The organism is Streptomyces gamaensis, from assembly GCF_042656465.1.
In the GTDB taxonomy this organism is placed as follows: Bacteria; Actinomycetota; Actinomycetes; order Streptomycetales; family Streptomycetaceae; genus Streptomyces; species Streptomyces gamaensis.
Window position 1 is genome coordinate 30,808 of sequence record NZ_JBHSPB010000026.1, and the last position, 19,840, is coordinate 50,647.

Below are 19,840 nucleotides of genomic sequence, written 5' to 3' on the forward strand. Positions count from 1 at the left end.
CGGCCGGGCGGCGGGGCCGCGCTCAGCCGCCGGCGAGGGCGGGCTCGCGCGCGTACCAGCGGTCGTCGCGCAGCTCCGCCAGCCCCTGCCCGGCGAGACCGTTGACGTGTTTGAGGATGGTGCGCTCGGTGTAGCCCACCGTGGCGCTGAGCTCGTCGAGGGAGGCCCCTGCCGCGCCGCAGGCGCGCAGCCCTTCCCAGGTGCGGGCGGTATGGCGGCCGAGGTCCGGGACCGGGGGCGGCGCGGCCGCGGCCGGGGGCGGTGCCGCGCGGCCGGCGGCGGGGCGTCGGCGGGCGGGCCCGACCGGGCGGGGGGTGCGGTTGACCCTGCGGTGCCTGCGGCCCTTCTGGCGCTTGCTCATGGGTGTACCACTGCTCCGTCCTGTGTCGTGGGTCCTGCTGTCTGCGGTCTCTCCGGAGCGTCAACTCGGCGCGTCGGCAAGCGGTTACGCCACTCCGGAGCGTGCACACAGCATCACACACAGCGAGTATGCGTGATGGCGGGACCCGGACGGCGGAGGCGGCGGGCCGGGTATGTGACGCTGGGGAGGTGCGCATACTGATTGTCGAGGACGAGGTGGGGCTCGCCGACTCCCTCCGCAGGGGGCTGGCCGCCGAGGGGCACCGGGTGGACGCCGTCCACGACGGGCACCGCGGCCTGGAGGCGGCGCTCACCGGCGGTTACGACGTGATCGTCCTCGACGTCATGCTGCCGGGGCTGAGCGGGTACGAGATCTGCGGGCGGCTGCGCCGGCTCGGCCAGTGGACGCCGGTGCTGATGCTCACGGCCAAGGACGGCGAGTACGACGAGGCCGAGGGGCTCGACGCGGGGGCCGACGACTATCTGTCCAAGCCGTTCTCGTTCGTGGTGCTGCTGGCCCGGCTGCGGGCGCTGGGCCGCCGCCGGGGCCCGGAGAGCCCCCGCCGCTTCCAGGCCGGCGACCTCGTGCTGGACCCGTCGGCGCGGCGCTGCCGGCGCGGCGAGCGGGAGATCGAGCTGACGGCGCGCGAGCTGTCGGTCCTGCGCTGCCTGATGGCGAGCGCCGGACAGGCGGTGGCCAAGCGCGACATCCTGGACGAGGTGTGGGACTCGCCCGCCGACACCGACCCGAACATCGTCGAGGTCTACGTCTCCTCCCTGCGCCGGAAGATCGACGTGCCCTTCGGCCGGCGCGCCATCCGTACCGTGCACGGCACCGGCTACCGCATAGCCCCCGACGGTGGCTGAGCGGACCCGCCGCCGCGCGCGGCTGATCCCCGCCACCGTCCGCGGCCGTGCCGCCGCGGCGGCAGCACTGGCGATGGCACTCGTCCTGGCCGTGGGCGGCAGCTGGCTGTACACCGTGCTGCGCGCCAATCTCCTCGACACCACCAACGGACGCACCGAGCTGACCGCGCGCGAGGTCGCCGCGCGGGCGGAGGCCGGGGAGCTGCCCGAGCAGCTGCCGGCGCCCCGCTCGGGCGTCGACGTCGTCCTCGTCCTGGACGCCCGGGGCACCCTGCTCGCCGCCACCCGCCCCTCGGCCGGTCCGCTCGCCGCAGAGTTCTCCCGGCTGCGGCCGGATCCGGGCCGCGACTCCGCCTCCCGCATCCTGGACGGCTCGCACGCCATGGGCGGCCAGCGCGGCGACCTCGTCGTGGTGCGCACCTCCCCGGCCGGCCAGGAACGCTACGTGTACGCGATGACGGTGCTCGGCGACGTGGACGGGGCGACCCACGCGATCGCGGTGGGGCTGCTCGCGGGCGCCCCGCCGCTGGTCGCGCTGGCCGCCGCGATCGCCTGGGCGGTCACGGGCGCGGCGCTGCGCCCGGTGACCGTGATCCGCCGTGAGCTGGCGGCCGTCCGCGCGGACGAGCTGGACCGGCGGGTGCCGGAGCCGGCGGGCGAGGACGAGGTGGCGCTACTGGCCCGTACGGTCAACGGCACCCTGGACCGGCTGGAGCAGACGGTCGCCCGGCAGCGGCAGTTCGTCGCCGACGCCTCGCACGAACTGCGCAACCCCGTCGCCTCGGTGCGTTCCCAGCTGGAGGTCGCGCTGGCCGCTCCCGGCGGTCCGACCGTCGCGGCCGTGGGGGCCGCCCTGGAGGACACCGTGCGGCTGCAGCGCATCGCCGCCGACCTGCTGCTGCTCGCCCGGCTCGACGCCCGGGCACCGGGCGGCGGCGGGGAGCCGGTGGATCTCGCGCTGCTGGCCGCCGAGGAGGCGGCCCGGCGTCCGGCGCCCCGGGTGCCGCTGCGCGTCGAGGCGGAGGCGCCCGTACCGCTGCGCGGCCGCACCGGGCAGCTGGAGCGGCTGCTGGCCAATCTCGTCGACAACGCGCTGCGGCACGCCGCCGGGCAGGTCGTCCTCCGCGCCCGCCTCGACGGGCCCGGCCGGCAGGCCGTGCTGGAGGTCGCCGACGACGGTCCGGGGATCCCCGAGGAGCAGCGGGAGCGGGTCTTCGAGCGGTTCGTGCGGCTGGACGCCGCACGCGACCGGGAGAGCGGCGGCAGCGGGCTCGGTCTGGCGATCGCGCGGGAGATCGCGCACGCGCACGGCGGGACGCTGCGGGCGGAGGCGGCCACGCGCGGGGCCCTGCTGGTGGCGCGGTTCCCGGTGGGGGACGCCGCGGACGGGGCCCGTGGTTCCGGCGGAGTACGACAAGCAATGCCTGAAGAATCTTTCAGAAGCCTCAGGTTTCCTTCAGCAGGTGGAGTCCATCATTGATCAGTGTGACCGTGGAATCCGTGCAACTTCAGGGCAGTGACGACAGCAGGGCGCCCGTGCGCCGGGCGCTGACGTCCGGGCGGCGCAACCGCGAGGCACTGCTGCTCGTGTTCGCCGTGCTGATCTGCTGCTTCGGCTACGCCTACACCGGGCTGTCCACCAAGGACAACGCGTGGGACGGGCTCGCGGGGTTCGCGGGGAGCATGCTGCTGATGGCGCTGGTGCCGCACATCGCGCTGCGCCGCTTCGCGCCGTACGCCGACCCGCTCATCCTGCCGCTGACCACGCTGCTCTCCGGGTTCGGCCTGGTACTGCTGCATCGGCTGGACTTCTCCTACGCCGCCCGTTACAAGTCGGCCGGCACCGCGTCGAACCAGCTGATGTGGACGGTGATCGGTGTCGCCGTGTGCGTGGGTGTGATCGTGCTGTTGCGGGACCACAGACGGCTGCAGCGCTACATCTACCTCACCATGGCCGTCGCCCTGGTGCTGCTGATGGCTCCCGCCTTCTTCCCCGGTGACACCTACGGCGCCAAGCGCTGGATCATCCTGGGGCCGCTGTCCTTCCAGCCCGGCGAGTTCGTCAAGTCCATGATCGCGGTCTTCTTCGCGGGCTATCTGGTCCTGCACCGCGACGCGCTCGCGCTGACGGGCCGCAAGGTGCTCGGGGTGCGGCTGCCGCCGGGACGGCAGCTGGGGCCGATCCTGACCGTGTGGGTGTTCAGCCTGCTGGTCCTGGTCTTCGAGCGGGACCTGGGCACCTCGCTGATCTTCTTCGGCGTGTTCGTGATCATGCTGTACGCGGCCACGGAGCGCACCAGCTGGGTGCTGTGCGGTGTGCTGATGGCCTCGGCCGGCGCGGCGGTGGTGGGCTCGATCGAGCCGCACGTCAAGGGCCGTATCGTCGGCTGGCTGCACCCCTTCGCCGTGTATCTGCCCAAGGACCAGCAGCCGCCGGGGACCGGGTCGGAGCAGGCGGCGCAGGCGCTGTTCAGCTTCGGCAGCGGCGGTGTCACCGGCACCGGCCTGGGGCAGGGGCACCCCGACCTGATCGGGTTCGCCGGGCGCAGCGACTTCATCCTCACCACGGTCGGCGAGGAGCTGGGGCTGGCCGGCACGATGGTGATCTTCATGCTGTACGCGCTGCTGATCCAGCGGGGGCTGAGCGCGGCGCTGCACTCGCGCGACCCCTTCGGCAAGCTGCTCGCGGTCGGGCTCGCCTCGGTGCTGGCACTTCAGGTGTTCGTGGTCGGCGGCGGTGTCATGGGGCTCATCCCGCTGACCGGCAAGGCGCTGCCGTTCCTCGCGAAGGGCGGCTCGTCACTGGTGGCGAACTGGCTGCTGGTCGCCGTGCTGATCCGGATCAGCGACAGCGCGGGACGCAGCCGGGAGGCGATGGAGGCGGCCCCCACCCGGGCATGAGCCCCCTATCTTTCCCGGTGCCGGCGGTGCCGGAGCGGCCCGACGGCCGGCTCCGGCACCGCCGGCTTCCGTGTGTGCGGCGGCATCCGCGGGGCACGCGTGTCACGGGAGGCGTTCGAGGAGGGTGCGGGAGGCGTCGAGCATCAGCCGCACCACCCGCTCGGGGTCGGCGCTCGCGAGCGGTTCCTTGCCGAGCACGCCCCGGCTCAGCCCGATGCCCAGCAGCCAGGCGAGGATCAGGTCGGAGCGCAGGGCGGCGTCGTCGGCGTCGCTGAGCCCGGCGAGGGCGGCCGCGTACTCCTCCCCGAGCCGTCGCCCGCTCTCGGCGGCCTCGTCGTCGCCCCCGGCCGAGCGCAGGAAGACCTCCAGGGAGCGGTCGCGATGGTGGGCGTCGCCGGAGGCCAGGAGGTCGCGCAGGGCAGTCTCCAGGACCAGCTCCGGCGGTGTCTCGCGCAGGCGCTGCCGGCTGCCGCGGGCCATCACCACGCCGAACAGTGAGCGCTTGGAGCCGAAGTAGCGGAAGAGCAGGGCCTGGTTGACGCCGGCGCGGGCGGCGATCTCGCGGACGGTCGTACGGTCGTAGCCGCGTTCCGCGAACAGGGCCGCGGCGGCCTCGACGAGGGCCTGCCGGGTCGCGTCGGCGTCCCGCTTGCGCTCACCGCCGCCCGGCTGCGGGCGTTCGCCCCCGGCAGCCCCGCCTGGGTCCGCGGTGGGCTGCGCGCGTCCGCTCCGCGCATCCTGCCCGCGCCCGCCGCCCGCCCGCCGCCCGGACCCGCCGCCGGCGCTCGCGGAGGCGTCCGGCGCCTCCGCCCTGTCGTGTGCCGCCGCCGGGCCGGGCCCGACCGCCGTGTCCGCGTCGCCTGTTGTCATGCCGCACTCCTCCCCCAGGGGCGGACAGGATAGCTGCCCCTGCCATCTCCCTTGGGGGACAACCCCGTTGACGCGCGGCCGAGCACACCTCTACCGTTTGTAAGCAGCCGCTTACATGCGGCGCGAGGGAAGGGGTATGCCATGACCACCACCCATGTCGAGCCCGTCGCCTATCCGTTCAACGAAGCCACCGACCTGTCCCTGTCCGATCTGTACGAGCGGGCGCGCGAGACGGCGGGGCTGCTGCGGGTGCGGATGGCCTACGGCGAGCCGGCCTGGCTCGCGACCCGTTATGCCGACGCCCGTCTCGTGCTGGGCGACCGCCGCTTCAGCCGGGCCGCAGCCGCCGAGCGGGACGAGCCCCGGCCGACGCCCGGCCGGCGCGAGCCCGGCATCCTCGGGATGGATCCGCCCGACCACACCCGGCTGCGCACCCTGGTGACGAAGGCGTTCACCGTGCACCGCGTCGAGCGGCTGCGCCCCGGGATCCGGGCGATGGCCGAGGAGCTGCTCGACGCGCTGATCGCGGCCGGGCCGCCCGCCGATCTCGTGGAGCACTTCGCGCTGCCGCTCCCCGTGGCCGTGATCTGCCGGCTGCTGGGCGTGCCCGAGGAGGACCGGCCCAAGTTCCGCGAGTGGAGCGACGACGCGCTGTCGACGAGCCCGCTGACGACCGAGGAGATGGCCGTCAGCCAGAACGAACTGCGCGCCTATATGGCCACGTTGGTCGCCGAGCACCGCAAGCGGCCCGCCGAGGACCTGATGACCGCGCTCATCGAGGCACGCGACCGCGACGACCGGCTCTCCGAGCGCGAGCTCATCGACCTGTGCGTCGGGATCCTCGTGGCCGGGCACGAGACGACGGCGACCCAGATCCCCAACTTCCTGCTCACACTGCTCGATCACCCGGGCGAGCTGGAGCGGCTCCGCGCGGATCCCTCGCTCGTGGCGGGCGCGGTCGAGGAGTTGCTGCGTTTCGTCCCCCTGGGGGTGGGCGCGTCCCAGCCCCGCTACGCGACGGAGGACGTGGAGGTGGGCGGCACGCTGGTCCGGGCCGGGGAGCCCGTCCTGGTCGCCGTCGGCGCCGCCAACCGCGACGGGCTGCGCTTCACCGCGGCGGAGCGGCTGGACATCGGGCGGGAGGGCAATCAGCACCTGGGCTTCGGGCACGGCGTCCACCACTGCCTGGGCGCGCCGCTCGCCCGTCTGGAGCTGCAGGAGGCCCTGCGGGCCCTGGTGACGCGGATGCCCGGCATACATCCGGCCGGTGACGTGGTGTGGAAGACGGAGATGCTGGTGCGCGGTCCGCGCTCGATGCCGGTGGGGTGGTGAGGATGGCCTGGGAGGTGTCCGTGGACCGCGGGAGCTGTCTGGGCTCGGGGATCTGCGCGGCTCTGGCCCCCGAGCTGTTCGAGCTCGCGGACGAGCGCTCGCGGGCGCGGCAGGAGCGGATACCGCCGGACGGGGCGGCGCTGGACGCGGCGGACTCCTGCCCGGCGGCGGCGATCACGGTCCGGGAGGAGGGCAGGGTGATCGGCCCCCGGCGCTGAGCACGCTGCCGCGCTCCGCGCGGCTCACGACCCACGACCCACGCCTCACTGCTCACGCCTCACGGCTCACCGCTCACGGGCACGGCCACAGGAGGCCGTGCCCCGCCCCCGGGTCCGGGCTCCGCGCCCGGCCCGGATGCCCGTCGGCGCCGGCGCGGTGAGGGCCCCACCCGGCCCGGCCACGGGTGGACGCACCCGTCCGGCTGGTGGTGCGGGTACGGCCGATACCGGTGCGCGGTGCGGGAGTTGTGCGGTATCGCGGCATGGGTAGGCTGACGGACGTTCGACCGCTCTGTGCCCACTCTCTGAAAGGGCGTCAGCCATGTCGGAAGTCCGTTCCGCGCGGCGGCGAGGGGGCAAAGCGCTCCTCGCGCCGTTCCTCGCTCTGCTCTGTGCCACCGCGACGGCCGCCACAGCCACCGCCGCCCCGCAGGCCCCCACCGCCACGGACCGCGCGGCCAGACCGGTCGTGCGCACCGACCACGGGGCGGTGCGCGGCACGGCGCACGGCGCGTATGCCACGTATCAGGGCATCCCGTATGCCGCGCCGCCGACCGGGCCGCTGCGCTGGCGCGCCCCCGAGCCGGCGCGGTCCTGGCAGGGCGTGCGGGACGCGGGGGCGCCGGGCCCCAAGTGCGCCCAGCTGGAAGCCTCCGGGAGCGGCCAGGAGACCAGGCTCACCGGCTCGGAGGACTGCCTGTATCTGAACGTGACCACCCCGACGGCCCGTCCGGCGGAGCGGGCGGGCAAGAACCGGCCGGTGATGGTGTGGGTGCACGGCGGCGGGTTCACCTCCGGCTCCGGCAGCGACTACGCGGCCGAACAGCTGGCCGTGCAGGGCGATGTCGTGGTCGTCACCGTCAACTACCGGCTGGGGATGCTCGGTTTCTTCGGCCATCCGGAGCTCGGGCGCTCCGGTGACTTCGGGCTGGCGGACCAGCAGGCGGCCCTGCGCTGGGTCCGCGCCAACGCGGCCCGTTTCGGCGGGAATCCGCGCAATGTGACCCTGTTCGGCGAGTCGGCGGGCGGGCTGAGCACCTGTGCGCAGCTGAGCGCGCCCGGCGCGGCCGGGCTCTTCCACAAGGCCGTGATCCAGAGCGGCCCCTGCGCCCTGTACATGCCGCGGGGCAGCACGACCCCCGGCTCGCCCGCCGGCGGCCTGTGGACCTCGCAGGCGGCGGCGCAGGCCACGGGCACGGAGACGGCCCGCAGGCTGGGCTGCCCGCGTGCGGCCGAGGCGCTGTCGTGCCTGCGCGCGCTGCCGCTGTCCCGGCTGGTGACGCCGGAGCTGACCTCGGCGTTCTCGAAGGTCGCCTACGGCAACGCGGTGCTGCCGCTGGAGCCGCAGCGGGCGCTGGAGCGGGGCCGCTTCCAGCGGGTGCCGGTGGTGCAGGGCACGAACCACGACGAGATGCGGCTGTTCGTCGGCCTCACGCTGGCCGACCAGCCCATCCCGGACGAGCGCGCCTACCGGGCCCGGCTGCGGGACTCCTTCGGCACGGCGGCGGGCGCGGTGGAGAAGGAGTATCCGGCGGCCGCCTATCCCTCGCCCGCGCTGGCCTGGTCCGCGCTGCTCACGGACCGGGCCTGGGCGTGCACGGCGCTGCGCACGGACCGGGCGCTGGCCGGCCATGTGCCGTTGTACGGCTACGAGTTCAACGACCCCCATGCGCCGAACCCGCTCCCGCTCCCCGCGCCCAAGGGTTTCCCGTACGGGGCGTCGCACGCCTTCGAGCTGCCCTATCTGTTCTCCTTCCCGCAGGCCGGGCCGCTGACGGATCAGCAGCGCAGGCTGTCGCAGCAGATGATCGGCTACTGGACGCGCTTCGCGCACACCGGTGACCCCAACGGCAAGGGCGCGCCGCGCTGGGCGCGCCTGGGCAGCGGCAGGCCGCTGGTGCAGTCGCTCGCGCCGGGCCGGGGCGGCATCAAGCCGGTGGATCTGGGGGCCGAGCACCACTGCGGCTTCTGGTCGCGGCACGGCGCCTGACCCCTGTCCCGCAGGAGCGTACGGCGGCCTCCCCGGAGTGCGGGCCCAAGCGGACCCAAGGGGCCCCGAGCGGGCCCGAACGGGCCCGAGCGGTTCCGGGGAGGCCGCCGCGCGCCGGTCAGCGGCCGATGTCGGCCGGGCACAGTCTGCGCGGCGTCGTGTCGCCGCGCAGCGTCGCGTCGACGCAGCCGCCGGGCAGCCCGTCACGGGCGCTCGTGCCGAAGTTGGCGGTCACGGTGAGGGTGCCGTCGCCGAAGACGGTGCGCTGGAGCGTGCGGTCCTCGGTCAGGGTCCTGAAGTCCGTCATGGGCTCGGTGCCGGCGGCCTTGTGCAGCGGGGCGAAGTACTTCTGGAGCGCGGCGAGTTCGCGGCCGTGCTCGGTGAGGGAGTCGCCGTCGAGCACGAAGTTCAGCGGCGTGTTGTAGAGCATGGCCAGCAGGGCGCGGGTGGTCTTCTGCCGCGGCAGCTTGTCGTAGGACAGTTCCCATCGTTCGGTGTTGACGAGCGCGTCGTGCAGCGCGGTCTCGTACAGCGGGACGCGGTAGGCCGGGTCGTACATCGCCTTGGCGACGCGCGCCGGGAGTTCGGTGGGCTTGAAGAAGAAGGCCGGTGCGTCGGCGGGCCAGAAGCCGCCCCACTGCTGCTTGTCGTTCTGCGCGGCCCACAGGCCGTCGGCGGCGGGTGTGCCGGAGCCGTGGTCGAAGGCGAGCACCTGGTTCGCCCAGGCCCCGGCGGACTCCGAGCCGAGCACGAGCCGGTTGTCGTCGACGATGCGCCGCATCCGGGCCAGCCGGTTGGCGCGGTCGCGCGCCCGGGTCATGGGGTGGGCGGTGCTGTGGTCGCGGAAGAGCTCGCCGGCGGCGTCGACGTCGAGGAAGTAGCTGTCGGCGCCGTTGGCGGTCATGCCGCGGGTGCGGTCGGCGAGGTAGTGGTGGTCCGGCTCGGCCTGCTCGAAGGCCTCGGAGCTGAGGTAGCAGCCGCGGCCGCCGAAGCCCTTCACGGGGTGGTGACCGGCGTCCTCGACGCAGTACTGCGGATAGACCCCGTCGGGCCACACGGAGGTGGGGGTGTCGGCGGTCCCGGGGTCCTGGCCGTTGGCGAAGGTGTCGTACGGGCCGACGAGATAGCCGGCCTTCTTGGCGGCGGCGACGGCGTCCGCGTCCATGGGCCGGTCCCCGGAGGCGTAGCCGAGCCACATCCGGTCCACTCCGAGCGCGCGCAGCCGCTCGACGCCCTCGGCGGTGCGGGCGTCGCCCCACAGGTAGGCGTGGAAGGCGCCGAGGAGCTTGCCGGTGGCGGGTACGGCCTCGGTCTTCCGCTTGAGGCTGCCGAGCAGGCCGTGCTGTTCCAGCCAGGCGCGGTAGTCGGCGGCGGGCGCGACGGGCGAGCCGTCGGTGAGGGAGAGGGCGACGGTGTAGTCGGTGGTGCCCTCGGCGCGGGAGAAGGTGTGGATGGCGGTGGCGCGCAGTCTGCCGTGCTCGGAGTCCGGGCGCACAGCGGTGCCGATGTCGGTGGGGACGAGGTAGCTCACGCCCTGCCCGCCCATGGTCCAGCCCCACAGCGGCAGGGTCAGTTCGGACTCCATGGCGAGTCGGGTGCCGGCGAGTCCGGCGTCCGCGGAGTTCCAGAAGGGGTCCGCGACGGGCAGGGAGAGCCCTTCGCCGCGCGGGAGCTGCAGGGCGGTGGCGGCGGGGTCGCCTCCGGTCACGGGCCAGGACAGGCTGCGGTCGTCGGTGCCGGTGGACCGTACGGTCATCAGCAGGCGGCCCTGTTCGGCGCGGGCGGTGACGGTCAGTCCGGTCGCGGGGTACGACCAGTGGGCGCCGTCGCTGTCGGTGGTCACGGGGCCGGGGGCGCCGGGGCCGCCGTCGGCGGCGGGCGCGGACAGTTCCACGGTGCCCAGGCCGGTGCGGGCGGTGACGCGCAGCGAGGCGACGTCGACGGTGGCGGTGCCGCCCCGGAGGGGAAGGTCGACGAATCCGCCGTGCACGCGGGCCTCTTGGGCCGCGTGCGGTGCCGCCTGGGCGGACGGGGAGGCGAGGGTGACGCTCGGCAGGACGGCGGCCAGGACGACGGCGGCCGCGCGCAGGGTGCGCCGGGAACGGTGGCAGGAAGAAGTCAAACGCATGGGAGAGTTGATAACGGTCGCTCTTAAGAGATTTCTGAGAGCGCATCAGACACCCGCCCTGAAGCGCCGCCCGTCCCAAGGAGGCGGCGTGCCGAGCGGTTTGACGCCACGTCACTCCGGCGCGCTGCGGGCCGGTGCCCCGAGGTGTCGGCGGCCCGGGGCGCCGGCCGCAGCGCTCGTGCTCCCCTGCTACCGCCCCTTCTGGAAGAGCTCCAGCAGGTCCTGGCGGCCGAACACCCCGGCGGCCTCGATCGCCGAGGGCGTGCCGGCGGACGGGTCGGCGCCGTTGTCGAGCAGCAGGCGCACGACCTCGTCCTCGCCCTTGAAGACGGCGCCCGCGAGCGGGGTCTGGCCGCGGTCGTTGGCGCGGTTGGGGTCGGCGCCGCGCTGCAGGAGTGCCTCGGCGGTGTGCGCGTGGCCGTGGTAGGCGGCCAGCATCAGGATCGAGTCGCCGCGGTCGTTGGTGAGGTTGGCGGGTACCCCGGCGTCGACGTAGGCGGCGAGGGTGTCGGTGTCCCCGTGCCGTGCCAGGTCGAAGACCTTGGCCGCGAGCTGGAGCACTTCGGGGTCGTGGGCGGGCTCGGTCTCGGGGGTCTGCTCGGTCATGGTCTGCGGTCCTCCGGGTTTCGCGCCTGGCGGCACCCTGCTTCCGGGTGCGCCCCAACCCTACGTACGGCCGCGCCCGCCGGGGTCCGCGGACCGGCGGGCCGCCGCTCGGCGGACCGGAAACGGACGCGCCCGTACGGGTGAATCCACAGCCTCGCCGGTGACGGCCGACACCTGACGCGCCCCGGACGGCCATGATCGCCCCAGTACCGGTTTCGGGGCTCTTTCAAGCGGTTTGTTTCCTTTGCGGCGATGAGCTGTCCCCTCGGTGATCAACCCTGGGAAGGTCCCGTACGGCACCTCTCCGCTTTTGCCTTGTTAATACTTTCTGTGACGCTTGAGGGACCCATGGTGACCGTCCTCGACCACCCAGGAGAACGTCATGATCCTGTCCATCTCCGGCGTCGTGCTGTTCGGCATCGTCGTGTTCCTGTTCTTCCGGAAGGACGGGCTGAAGCCCTCGCACGGCATCGTGTGCGCCCTGTTCGGCTTCTATCTCGCGGGTACGGCCATCGCCCCCAGCATCCGGGCGGGCAGCGCCAGCCTCGCCGGTCTCCTCGGCGGGCTGAGGTTCTGAGCGCCTCCCGCCGACGTCTCCCCCGACGCCCCGACCCCAGGAGCCCGTTGTGGGCCGGCGACCGCTCCCCCGCTCCCTGACCGGGGCCGGCCCGCTGCTGCGCGGGCACGCCCTCGCGCGGGGGGCGGCGTACGGCGCGGCCGACGTGCTCCACCCGCTGCTCGTGATCGCGCGCGGGCTGCGGGCGCTGGCGGTCGCCGGGTGGCGGCGCTGGGAGCGGACTCCCAAGGACCGGCGCGGCCCCGCCGCGCTGCTGGCCGTCTCGTGCCTGGCCATCATGGCGCTCCTCCCCTACGGGCCGGTGCTCGGCCTGCTCTCCCTGATGGGCGCGGCGGCCTGGGCCGGCCGGGACCGCGCCGCCACGGCCGCCCGGGGCGAGGTGCGCATCGAGGACCAGCGGCTGCGGGCGCTGTACGAGGCCCTGGTGCCGTATCTGTCCACCCCGCAGGACCCCGAGCCGCTGTACGCGCACGGGGGCAGCTGGCAGGAGGTCTTCGAGGAGTACGTCTTCGACGAGGACGGCCGGCTCACCGCTCTCCAGCTGCGCTACCCGGCCTACTTCGCCGACGGCGAGGCCGAATCCCGCTCCAGGGTCGAGCAGTTGCTCCAGGCCAAGGCCGGGCGCGGCCGGGAGTACCGGTTCGAGTGGGACGAGGAGACCGGGCGGCTCGCGCTGACCGTGCTCTCGGCGCTGCCCACCTGCATCCGCGCGCAGCGGTTCGTGACCGCGCCCGGCGAGACGGTGCTCGGCTTCACCGACCCGTGCGCGGTGCAGCGGCGGCTGCCGGTGATCGACGGCACGGGGGTGCGCGACGCGCCGCCCGTCCTGTGGCGTACGGGCCAGCGCTCCACCGAACCGCACCTGCTGGCCCTGGGCCGTCCAGCCTCCGGCACCACCACGCTGCTGCGCTCGATCGCCCTGCAGGCGCTGCGGCACGGCGACGCCGTACTGATCGACGGCGGCGGCACCGGCGAGTACGCCTGTCTGCTGGGCCGCGCGGGCGTCCTCGCGGTCGAGTCCTCACCGGCGGGCGCGCTCGCCGCGCTGGAGTGGGCGGCGCACGAGACCGAGCGGCGGCTGCTGGCCGCCCAGGACGCCCGCTCGCAGGGCCGGCCGGCCCCCGACGACGTGCGCCGGCCGCTGTGGATCCTCGTCGACCGGCCCACCGCGCTGGGCCACCTCGCCGCCGCCGAGGGCCTGGGCGACCCGCAGGAGCTGCTGCAGGTGCCGCTGCTGCACGGCGGGGTCGCCCATGTCACGGTCGCCGTGGCCGAACACCTCGACAGCGCCGACCTGTTGGACACCGAGGTGCTCAAGTGCGCGCGGGCCCGGGTGGTGCTCGGCGCCGTCACGGCGGAGCAGGTGCGCGCCGCGCTCGGCGCGCCCCCGCATACCACGCCGCCGCCCGAGGTGCCGCCCGGCCGCGGCTACGCGCGCCTGGGCGGCGGCCCCGTGCACCGCCTGCAGGTGCCGGCCACCCCGGACCCGTACGACGAGGAGACGCCCGACGCGCAGCGGCTGGCCGTACGGGACCTGCTGCCGCCGTCCCTGACCCGGGGCACGGCGTGGCACGCGCGGGACGACAGGCAGCGCGCCGAGGAGTAGCCGGCCGCTCAGGCCACGTACGTACGGGGCGTGCCCTCGGCGAAGACCGCTCCGCTCGCGACCAGTCGGGCGGCCTCGGCGAGCCGCAGCACCGCCTGCTCGGCGACCGCGCCGCCCACGGTGAACGGCAGCCGCACATACCCCTCGAAGGCGCCGTCGACCCCGAACCGCGGCCCGGACGGCACGCGCACCCCCAGCCGCTCCCCCGCCTCGGCGATCCGCGAGCCGGACAGCCCGCCGGTGCGCACCCACAGGGTGAGGCCGCCGCTCGGGACGGTGAACTCCCAGTCGGGCAGGTGGCGTTCGAGGGCCGCCAGGACGTCGGCGCGCATCTCGCGGGTGGTGGCGCGCCGTATGGCGACGGCGGCGTCCCAGCCCTCGCTGGTGAGCAGCCAGGTGACGGCGAGCTGTTCGACGACGGGCGTGCCGAGGTCGGCGTAGGCGCGGGCGGCGACGAGGCTGCGGATCACCTCCGGGGCCGCGCGCACCCAGCCGATGCGCAGCCCCGCCCAGAAGGACTTGCTCGCCGAGCCGACGGTGATCACGGTGCTGCCGGCCGGGTCGAAGGCGCAGACCGGGCGCGGGAGTTCGAGGCCGGGCTCCAGGGACAGCTCGGCCATGGTCTCGTCGGCGACGAGCACCGTGCCGGCGGACCGCGCCGCCTCGACGAGCTCGCGCCGCTGGTCCTCGGGGGCGAGCGCGCCGGTGGGGTTGTGGAAGTCGGCGATGACGTACGCCATGCGGGGCGCGGCGTCCCGCAGCACCTGGCGCCAGGCGGGCAGGTCCCAGCCGGCGAGGCCGCCGGCCATCGCGACGGGCACGAGCCGGGCGCCCGCCTCGCGCATCAGTTGCAGGACGTTGGCGTACGAGGGCGACTCGACGGCGACCCGCTCGCCGCGTCCGGCGAGGAGTCGGCAGATGGCGGCGACGGCGCCCATGCCGCCGGTGGTGACCATGATCTGCTCGGGCATGGTGGGCACGCCGCGCGCGGTGTAGCGGTCGGCGATGGCCTGCCGCAGGGCGGGCAGACCGGCGGGGTAGTCGCCGTGGGTGTGGGCGAAGGGCGGCAGCTCCTCGACCGCGCCCCGGAAGGCGCGGGTGAGCCAGGGCTCGGGGGCGGTGGGGGCCGCGCAGCCCAGGTCGATGACCGAGGCGGCGGCCTCGGGGGGCAGCGGGTCGAGGGCGCGGGTGGGCAGCGGGCTGCCGGCGGGCACGGCGGTCCAACTGCCCGCGCCGCGCCGGGACTCCAGGAAGCCCTCGCCGCGCAGGGCCTCGTAGGCGGCGGCGACGGTGGTGCGGCTGACGCCGAGGGCGGCGGCGAGTTCGCGCTCGGCGGGCAGCCGGGAGGCGACCGGGACGCGGCCTTCGAGGACGAGCAGGCGCACCCCGTCCGCGAGGCTGCGGTAGGCGGGGGACCGGCGGCCCCCGAGCGGGGTCACCGTCGCGCCGCGGGGGTGCTGCGAGCCGAGGAGGCGCGCGAGCTTCTGCGCGCCCACCGTCGAGGTCCACTGCGTCATGGCGAGCGGTCCACCTTCCCGGGATTGGCCATGGATCTTGGGTCTGCCCAGTCCACATACTGCCACCGGTAAGGCCACTTGCACCATGCAGCGCCATGTCGCAGCCCGCCTCCGGCCGATCGGCCGGGGGCGGGTCGTCGTGCGGCCGGGTGCGCTTCGAGAGGAGAAGGGGGAGATGTCCGTGTCCGGTCCCCAGTGCGCGGCACCGTCCGTTCCTTGTGCGGCGCCGTCCGTTCCGGCGGCCGTGGCCCGGCCGCCGCGTGCGGGCGGCGGCCGCCGCCTGGCCCGCCGGCTGCCGCAGCTGTACGGCGGGCTCGTGCTGTACGGCGTCAGCGGGGCCCTGCAGGTGCGGGCCGGGCTCGGGCTCGCGCCGTGGGACGTGCTCAACCAGGGGGTGGCCCGGTGGACGGGGCTGTCCATCGGCGCCGCGTCGATCGCCGTGGGCGCGCTGGTGCTGCTGCTGTGGATCCCGCTGCGGCAGCGGCCGGGGCTCGGCACCGTCTCCAACGTCCTCATGGTGGGGCTCTCCCTGGACGCGACCCTCGCCCTGCTGCCCGGGACGGGGTCGCTGCCGCTGCGGATCGCGCTGCTGGTCTGCGCCGTCGTGCTGTGCGCCGCGGCGACGGGGCTCTACATCGCGGCGGGCTTCGGCCCCGGCCCGCGCGACGGGCTGATGACGGGGCTGCACCGGCGTACGGGCCGTTCGCTGCGGCTCACGCGGACCTGCATCGAGGTGGCCGTGCTGGCGGCGGGGTGGGCGCTGGGCGGGACGGCGGGGGCGGGGACCGTGCTCTTCGCCCTGGCCATCGGACCGCTCACGCAGTACTTTCTGCGCCGTTTCACACCGGGCGGGGCGGCGGCCGGAGCCGCTCCGGCGGGAATCCGGATGCGCGCGGAAGGGGTCCTGAGGGACCCTGGATGCGGGCCGGGAAACGCGGGCCGGTAGTGTACGCCCTTGATCCGCCGGACGGACCGTTACTGCGCGCTAAAGCTTCGGAGACGCAGGGTGACATCCGTTGCCAGATGTGACAAAACGGGCGCTGGTGGGTACAACAAGGGGCGGCACGACGGGCGACGCATGTCCCTCAACGGGGAATCTTCACCGCCGACCGGACGTTGACCGGATGACGACGACAGCGACACCTGTCCTGTGGGCGACTAAGCCCGGGAGGCACGATTCATGAGTGAGCGAGCTCTCCGCGGCACGCGACTTGTGGTTACCAGCTACGAGACCGACCGCGGCATCGATCTGGCCCCGCGCCAGGCGGTGGAGTACGCATGCCCGAACGGCCATCGATTCGAGATGCCGTTCTCGGTGGAGGCGGAGATTCCGCCGGAGTGGGAGTGCAAGGCGTGCGGCGCCGTCGCACTCCTGGTGGACGGCGAAGGTCCCGAGGAGAAGAAGGGCAAGCCCGCGCGTACGCACTGGGACATGCTCATGGAGCGGCGCACCCGCGAGGAGCTGGAGGAGGTGCTGGCCGAGCGGCTGGCGGTCCTGCGCTCCGGCGCCATGAACATCGCCGTGCATCCGCGGGACAACCGCAAGTCCGCCTGACGACGGACTGGTTGGACTCAAGGGGCCGGGCCACTGCGTGAAGCAGTGGCCCGGCCCCTTGTTGTGCCTGCCGGGGCCGACGGGCCCCGTGGGGGGTGGCTCGCGGCCGTCCACGGCGCCCGTGAACGGCCGTACGGGCTTGTTCAGCGCGGCAGTTGGGGGCCGTCGTGGCGCGGCCCGGAGGGTTCACGCCCCTCGTCGCGGACGACCTCGCCCTGGACGACCTTGCCGTCGGGGTGGTGGATGCGGGCCTGTTGGAAGGCGTCGCCGAAGGAGCCGGGCGCGAAGGCCGTGGGCGCGGCGAGCCTGCTGCCCACGGTCCTGCGCAGCAGGGCCCGGGTGGGCGGGAAGAGGCACAGCAGTCCGGCCGCGTCGGACAGGAAGCCGGGCAGGATGAGCAGCAGCCCGCCGAGCATGGTCAGACCGGTGCCGCCGCTCTCGGGCGCGGGCGCGGCCGAGGGGCTGCCGGGCTGCAGGGAGTCGGACAGCCGCCGCCAGGCGCGGCGTCCCGCCCGCTTGACGACGATGCTGCCGAGGACCGCTCCGGCGATCAGCAGGGCGAGCACGGTGAGTCCGCCCGCCGCCTCCGCGACCACCGTCAGCAGCCAGATCTCCAGGACCGCCCACAGGGCCACGCCCAGGGGAAGAAGCCTGCGGGCGCGGCCGCGTCCGGGCGGCCGGCCGCCCGGGCCCGCCGCGCTCCGACCGGGTTGCTGCTGTGCTCCGAACGTCATGCCTCAAGTGTGCCTGGGCGGCGGCGGAACGCGGGGCCCGGGTGCGGGCCCCGCCGGGCGGGCGCTCAGGTGCGGTCCGGGCCCCTGCCGAGTGCCTTGCCGAGCCGGGAGCCGATGCCCCAGGAGGTCACCCGCCACAGGGCCTCCGCGACGATGTCGCGGCTCATCTTGCTGTCGCCCAGCTCGCGCTCGACGAAGGTGATGGGGACCTCCACCACGTGGAAGCCCTTCCTGACCGCGCGCCAGGCCAGGTCGACCTGGAAGCAGTAGCCCTGGGAGGCCACCTCGTCCATGCCGATGCCCTCCAGGGTCTCCCGGCGGAACGCCCGGTAGCCGCCGGTGACATCGCGCAGGGGGACGTCCAGCATCAGCCGCGAGTAGGTCGAGCCGCCGCGGGAGAGGAACTCGCGGGACTTGGGCCAGTTGACCACGCGCCCGCCGGGCACCCAGCGCGAACCGAGCACGAGGTCCGCGCCCTTGAGCGCGGTGAGCAGCCGGGGCAGTTCCTCGGGCTGGTGCGAGCCGTCGGCGTCCATCTCCACCAGGACGCCGTAGCCGTGGTCCAGGCCCCAGCGGAAGCCCGCGAGGTAGGCGGCGCCGAGGCCTTCCTTGCCCGTGCGGTGCAGCACCTTGACGTGCTCGTCCTCGGCGGCCAGTTCGTCGGCGAGCTTGCCGGTGCCGTCGGGGCTGTTGTCGTCGGCGACGAGGACGTGCGCCTCCGGCACGGCGGACCGCACCCGGGCGACGACGGTCTTGATGTTCTCCGCCTCGTTGTAGGTGGGGATGATCACCAAGGTGGTGCCGAGCGGACCGTATCTCCGCTGACCATCGTCGATCACTTGTGTCGCTGTCCCTTCTTCGCCTTCTTGCCCGTCTTCTCCCCCTGTGTCCGACGGCCGGTCAGCAGCGCGGCCGCACAGGACGAAAGCCCCACGATAGCGAGCGCCCATTCCGGAACCGCACCGACGCGGTCGGCGAGGGTGGTCCCGTCACGCAGGGGGATGCGTGCGCTGATGACCTCGCGGGTGAACTCGGGGGCCCGCTGCTCGACGCGGCCGTTAGGGCCGACGACGGCGCTGATGCCGCTGGTGGCGGCGGTGACCACGGTACGGCCGTGCTCGACGGCGCGCAGCCGGGACATGGCCAGCTGCTGCTCGGGCTGGTCGGTGCGGCCGAAGGTCGCGTTGTTGGTCTGGACGACGAGGGCGCGTGCTCCGGCGCGCACGGTGTCGCGGACGATCTCGTCATAGGCGATCTCGAAGCAGATCACGTCGCCGAGCCGGGCGGGCCCCACCTGCAGCAGACCGGTGCGGTCGCCGGGGTAGAAGTCGCGGGGGACGCGCTGGAGGCGGGAGATGACGCTGCTGAGTTCCTCGCGGAAGGGCACGTACTCCCCGAACGGCACCGGGTGCTGCTTGGTGTAGGAGGCGCCGGGCCCGCTCTTCGGGTCCCAGACGATGCCCTCGTTGAAGACGTAGCCGGGCTTGGTGGGGTGGTCGACGAGCGCGCCGACGAGGATCGGCACGCCGATCGCGCTCGCGGCCTCCTGGATCCGGTCGTAGGCCTCCACGTCGCGGAAGGGGTCGAGGTCGGAGGAGTTCTCCGGCCAGATCACCAGGTCCGGCCTGCGCGCCTTGCCCGCCTTGACGTCCCGGGCGAGGTCGAGGGTGGCGTTCACGTGGTTGTTGAGGATCATCATCGGGCGGCCGAGGAAGTCCATGCCGGGCTTTTGCACATCGCCCTGGACGACGGCGATGTCGACGGTGTCGTCGGCGCCGGTCGGCACGGGCACCGCGTAGCCGGCGCAGGTGAGGGCCGCCGTGAGGGCCACGGCCCCGGCGGCGGGCAGCGCTGTACGGACGCGGCGCACCGTCCGCAGCCGCCGCGCGGCCAGTGCCGCGAAGGCCAGCAGCGTGCCCGCGAGGGCCACGGCGAAGCCGACGAGCGGGGCGCCGCCGAGGGCCGCGAGCGGGGTGAAGGGCGAGTGGGTGTTGGCGAAGGCGAGCCGCCCCCACGGGAAGCCGCCGAAGGGCACCCGGTCGCGCGCCCACTCCTGGGCCACCCACAGACAGGCCGCCCACAGCGGCCAGGCCCGCAGCCGCGAGGTACGGGCCAGACCCGCGCCGAGCGCCGCGACGAACAGGGCCTCCACGGCGGACAGCCCGAACACCACGTCGTAGCCGACGACGTCCAGCCAGCGCAGCAGCAGCACGAAGAAGGGCAGTGCCAGGGCGAAGCCGGTCCAGGCGCCCTGGCGGGCGCTGCGGCCCCGGGTCAGCAGGCTGAGCGCGGCCACGGCGAGCACCGACAGCGGCCACAGGTCGTAGGGCGGGAAGGCGAAGGCCAGGGCCGCCCCGACGGCGGCGGCGAGCGCGGTGCGCGGTGCCTCGCGGCGCACGAGCCGGGCCAGGCGCACGGCCCGGCCGGGGCGCGGAACGGGTGCCGGGGCGGCCGCCCCGGCACCCGGTGTGCCGTCGCCGGCGGGCGTGGACGCCGCGTCGGTTCCGGCGGAGGTGTGGGGACCCGGGGGCACGGTCGAGCCTTCCTGCTGCTTGTGCGATGGTGAAGCCGACCGTACA

18 protein-coding genes are annotated in these 19,840 nt (G+C 74.5%); 10 read left to right on the forward strand and 8 right to left on the reverse strand.

Annotation, left to right across the window (positions count from 1 at the left end; translation table 11 throughout):
* Positions 1–22 precede the first annotated feature (22 nt).
* Positions 23–361: a hypothetical protein gene (locus tag ACFP1Z_RS29480; protein ID WP_390320758.1), complete on the reverse strand. Its 339-nt coding sequence runs from the start codon at positions 359–361 to the stop codon at positions 23–25.
* Positions 362–549: 188 nt separating this feature from the next.
* Between ACFP1Z_RS29480 and ACFP1Z_RS29485 the strand changes: the two genes are divergently transcribed.
* From ACFP1Z_RS29485 to ACFP1Z_RS29495, 3 genes are read left to right on the forward strand one after another with little or no spacing between them, the layout of a single operon-like run.
* On the forward strand, positions 550–1,227 hold the full coding sequence (locus ACFP1Z_RS29485; RefSeq protein ID WP_390320759.1) for a response regulator transcription factor: 678 nt from the start codon (positions 550–552) through the stop codon (positions 1,225–1,227).
* Positions 1,220–2,707, forward strand: coding sequence for a sensor histidine kinase (locus tag ACFP1Z_RS29490; RefSeq protein WP_390320760.1), 1,488 nt, complete (start codon positions 1,220–1,222; stop codon positions 2,705–2,707). Before ACFP1Z_RS29485 ends, ACFP1Z_RS29490 begins: the two co-directional genes overlap by 8 nt.
* A gap of 56 nt (positions 2,708–2,763) precedes the next feature.
* Positions 2,764–4,128, forward strand: a complete 1,365-nt coding sequence (locus tag ACFP1Z_RS29495; RefSeq protein WP_390320809.1) for an FtsW/RodA/SpoVE family cell cycle protein — start codon at positions 2,764–2,766, stop codon at positions 4,126–4,128.
* Positions 4,129–4,230: 102 nt separating this feature from the next.
* Here ACFP1Z_RS29495 and ACFP1Z_RS29500 read toward each other — a convergent pair whose 3' ends face one another.
* Positions 4,231–4,998, reverse strand: a complete 768-nt coding sequence (locus tag ACFP1Z_RS29500) for a TetR/AcrR family transcriptional regulator (RefSeq protein ID WP_390320761.1) — start codon at positions 4,996–4,998, stop codon at positions 4,231–4,233.
* Between the two features lie 141 nt (positions 4,999–5,139).
* On the opposite strand from ACFP1Z_RS29500, the gene ACFP1Z_RS29505 reads away from it, so the two are divergent.
* From ACFP1Z_RS29505 to ACFP1Z_RS29515, 3 genes are all read left to right on the forward strand, one after another.
* Entirely contained in the window at positions 5,140–6,330 is a 1,191-nt protein-coding gene (locus tag ACFP1Z_RS29505; RefSeq protein ID WP_390320762.1) for a cytochrome P450, read from the forward strand.
* A 2-nt stretch (positions 6,331–6,332) separates the two neighbouring features.
* Complete coding sequence (locus ACFP1Z_RS29510; RefSeq protein WP_390320763.1) at positions 6,333–6,548, forward strand: ferredoxin; 216 nt, start codon at positions 6,333–6,335, stop codon at positions 6,546–6,548.
* A gap of 322 nt (positions 6,549–6,870) precedes the next feature.
* A complete protein-coding gene (locus tag ACFP1Z_RS29515) occupies positions 6,871–8,538 on the forward strand; it encodes a carboxylesterase/lipase family protein (RefSeq protein ID WP_390320764.1) in 1,668 nt (555 codons plus the stop codon).
* 118 nt (positions 8,539–8,656) lie between these two features.
* Here the strand turns inward: ACFP1Z_RS29515 and ACFP1Z_RS29520 are convergent, their stop codons facing one another.
* Positions 8,657–10,666, reverse strand: coding sequence for a glycoside hydrolase (locus ACFP1Z_RS29520; protein WP_390320765.1), 2,010 nt, complete (start codon positions 10,664–10,666; stop codon positions 8,657–8,659).
* 189 nt (positions 10,667–10,855) lie between these two features.
* Entirely contained in the window at positions 10,856–11,272 is a 417-nt protein-coding gene (locus ACFP1Z_RS29525) for an ankyrin repeat domain-containing protein (RefSeq protein ID WP_390320766.1), read from the reverse strand.
* A 382-nt stretch (positions 11,273–11,654) separates the two neighbouring features.
* Here ACFP1Z_RS29525 and ACFP1Z_RS29530 point away from each other — a divergent pair, with 382 nt between their 5' ends.
* Positions 11,655–11,849, forward strand: coding sequence for a hypothetical protein (locus tag ACFP1Z_RS29530; RefSeq protein ID WP_390320767.1), 195 nt, complete (start codon positions 11,655–11,657; stop codon positions 11,847–11,849).
* 49 nt (positions 11,850–11,898) lie between these two features.
* Positions 11,899–13,455, forward strand: a complete 1,557-nt coding sequence (locus tag ACFP1Z_RS29535) for a hypothetical protein (protein WP_390320768.1) — start codon at positions 11,899–11,901, stop codon at positions 13,453–13,455.
* An 8-nt stretch (positions 13,456–13,463) separates the two neighbouring features.
* Here the strand turns inward: ACFP1Z_RS29535 and ACFP1Z_RS29540 are convergent, their stop codons facing one another.
* Positions 13,464–14,972: an SCO1417 family PLP biosynthesis transcription factor gene (locus ACFP1Z_RS29540; RefSeq protein WP_390320769.1), complete on the reverse strand. Its 1,509-nt coding sequence runs from the start codon at positions 14,970–14,972 to the stop codon at positions 13,464–13,466.
* A gap of 175 nt (positions 14,973–15,147) precedes the next feature.
* Between ACFP1Z_RS29540 and yczE the strand changes: the two genes are divergently transcribed.
* Both yczE and ACFP1Z_RS29550 read left to right on the forward strand, forming a co-directional pair.
* On the forward strand, positions 15,148–15,918 hold the full coding sequence (yczE, locus tag ACFP1Z_RS29545; RefSeq protein WP_390320770.1) for a membrane protein YczE: 771 nt from the start codon (positions 15,148–15,150) through the stop codon (positions 15,916–15,918).
* A 234-nt stretch (positions 15,919–16,152) separates the two neighbouring features.
* Positions 16,153–16,527, forward strand: coding sequence for an RNA polymerase-binding protein RbpA (locus ACFP1Z_RS29550; protein ID WP_390320771.1), 375 nt, complete (start codon positions 16,153–16,155; stop codon positions 16,525–16,527).
* A gap of 143 nt (positions 16,528–16,670) precedes the next feature.
* Here the strand turns inward: ACFP1Z_RS29550 and fxsA are convergent, their stop codons facing one another.
* The 3 genes from fxsA to lnt form a co-directional block, all read right to left on the reverse strand.
* On the reverse strand, positions 16,671–17,261 hold the full coding sequence (fxsA, locus tag ACFP1Z_RS29555; RefSeq protein WP_390320772.1) for an FxsA family membrane protein: 591 nt from the start codon (positions 17,259–17,261) through the stop codon (positions 16,671–16,673).
* Between the two features lie 65 nt (positions 17,262–17,326).
* Positions 17,327–18,100: a polyprenol monophosphomannose synthase gene (locus ACFP1Z_RS29560; protein ID WP_390320773.1), complete on the reverse strand. Its 774-nt coding sequence runs from the start codon at positions 18,098–18,100 to the stop codon at positions 17,327–17,329.
* A complete protein-coding gene (lnt, locus tag ACFP1Z_RS29565; RefSeq protein ID WP_390320774.1) occupies positions 18,097–19,794 on the reverse strand; it encodes an apolipoprotein N-acyltransferase in 1,698 nt (565 codons plus the stop codon). The genes ACFP1Z_RS29560 and lnt overlap by 4 nt, the downstream gene beginning before the upstream one ends.
* Positions 19,795–19,840: the final 46 nt, after the last annotated feature.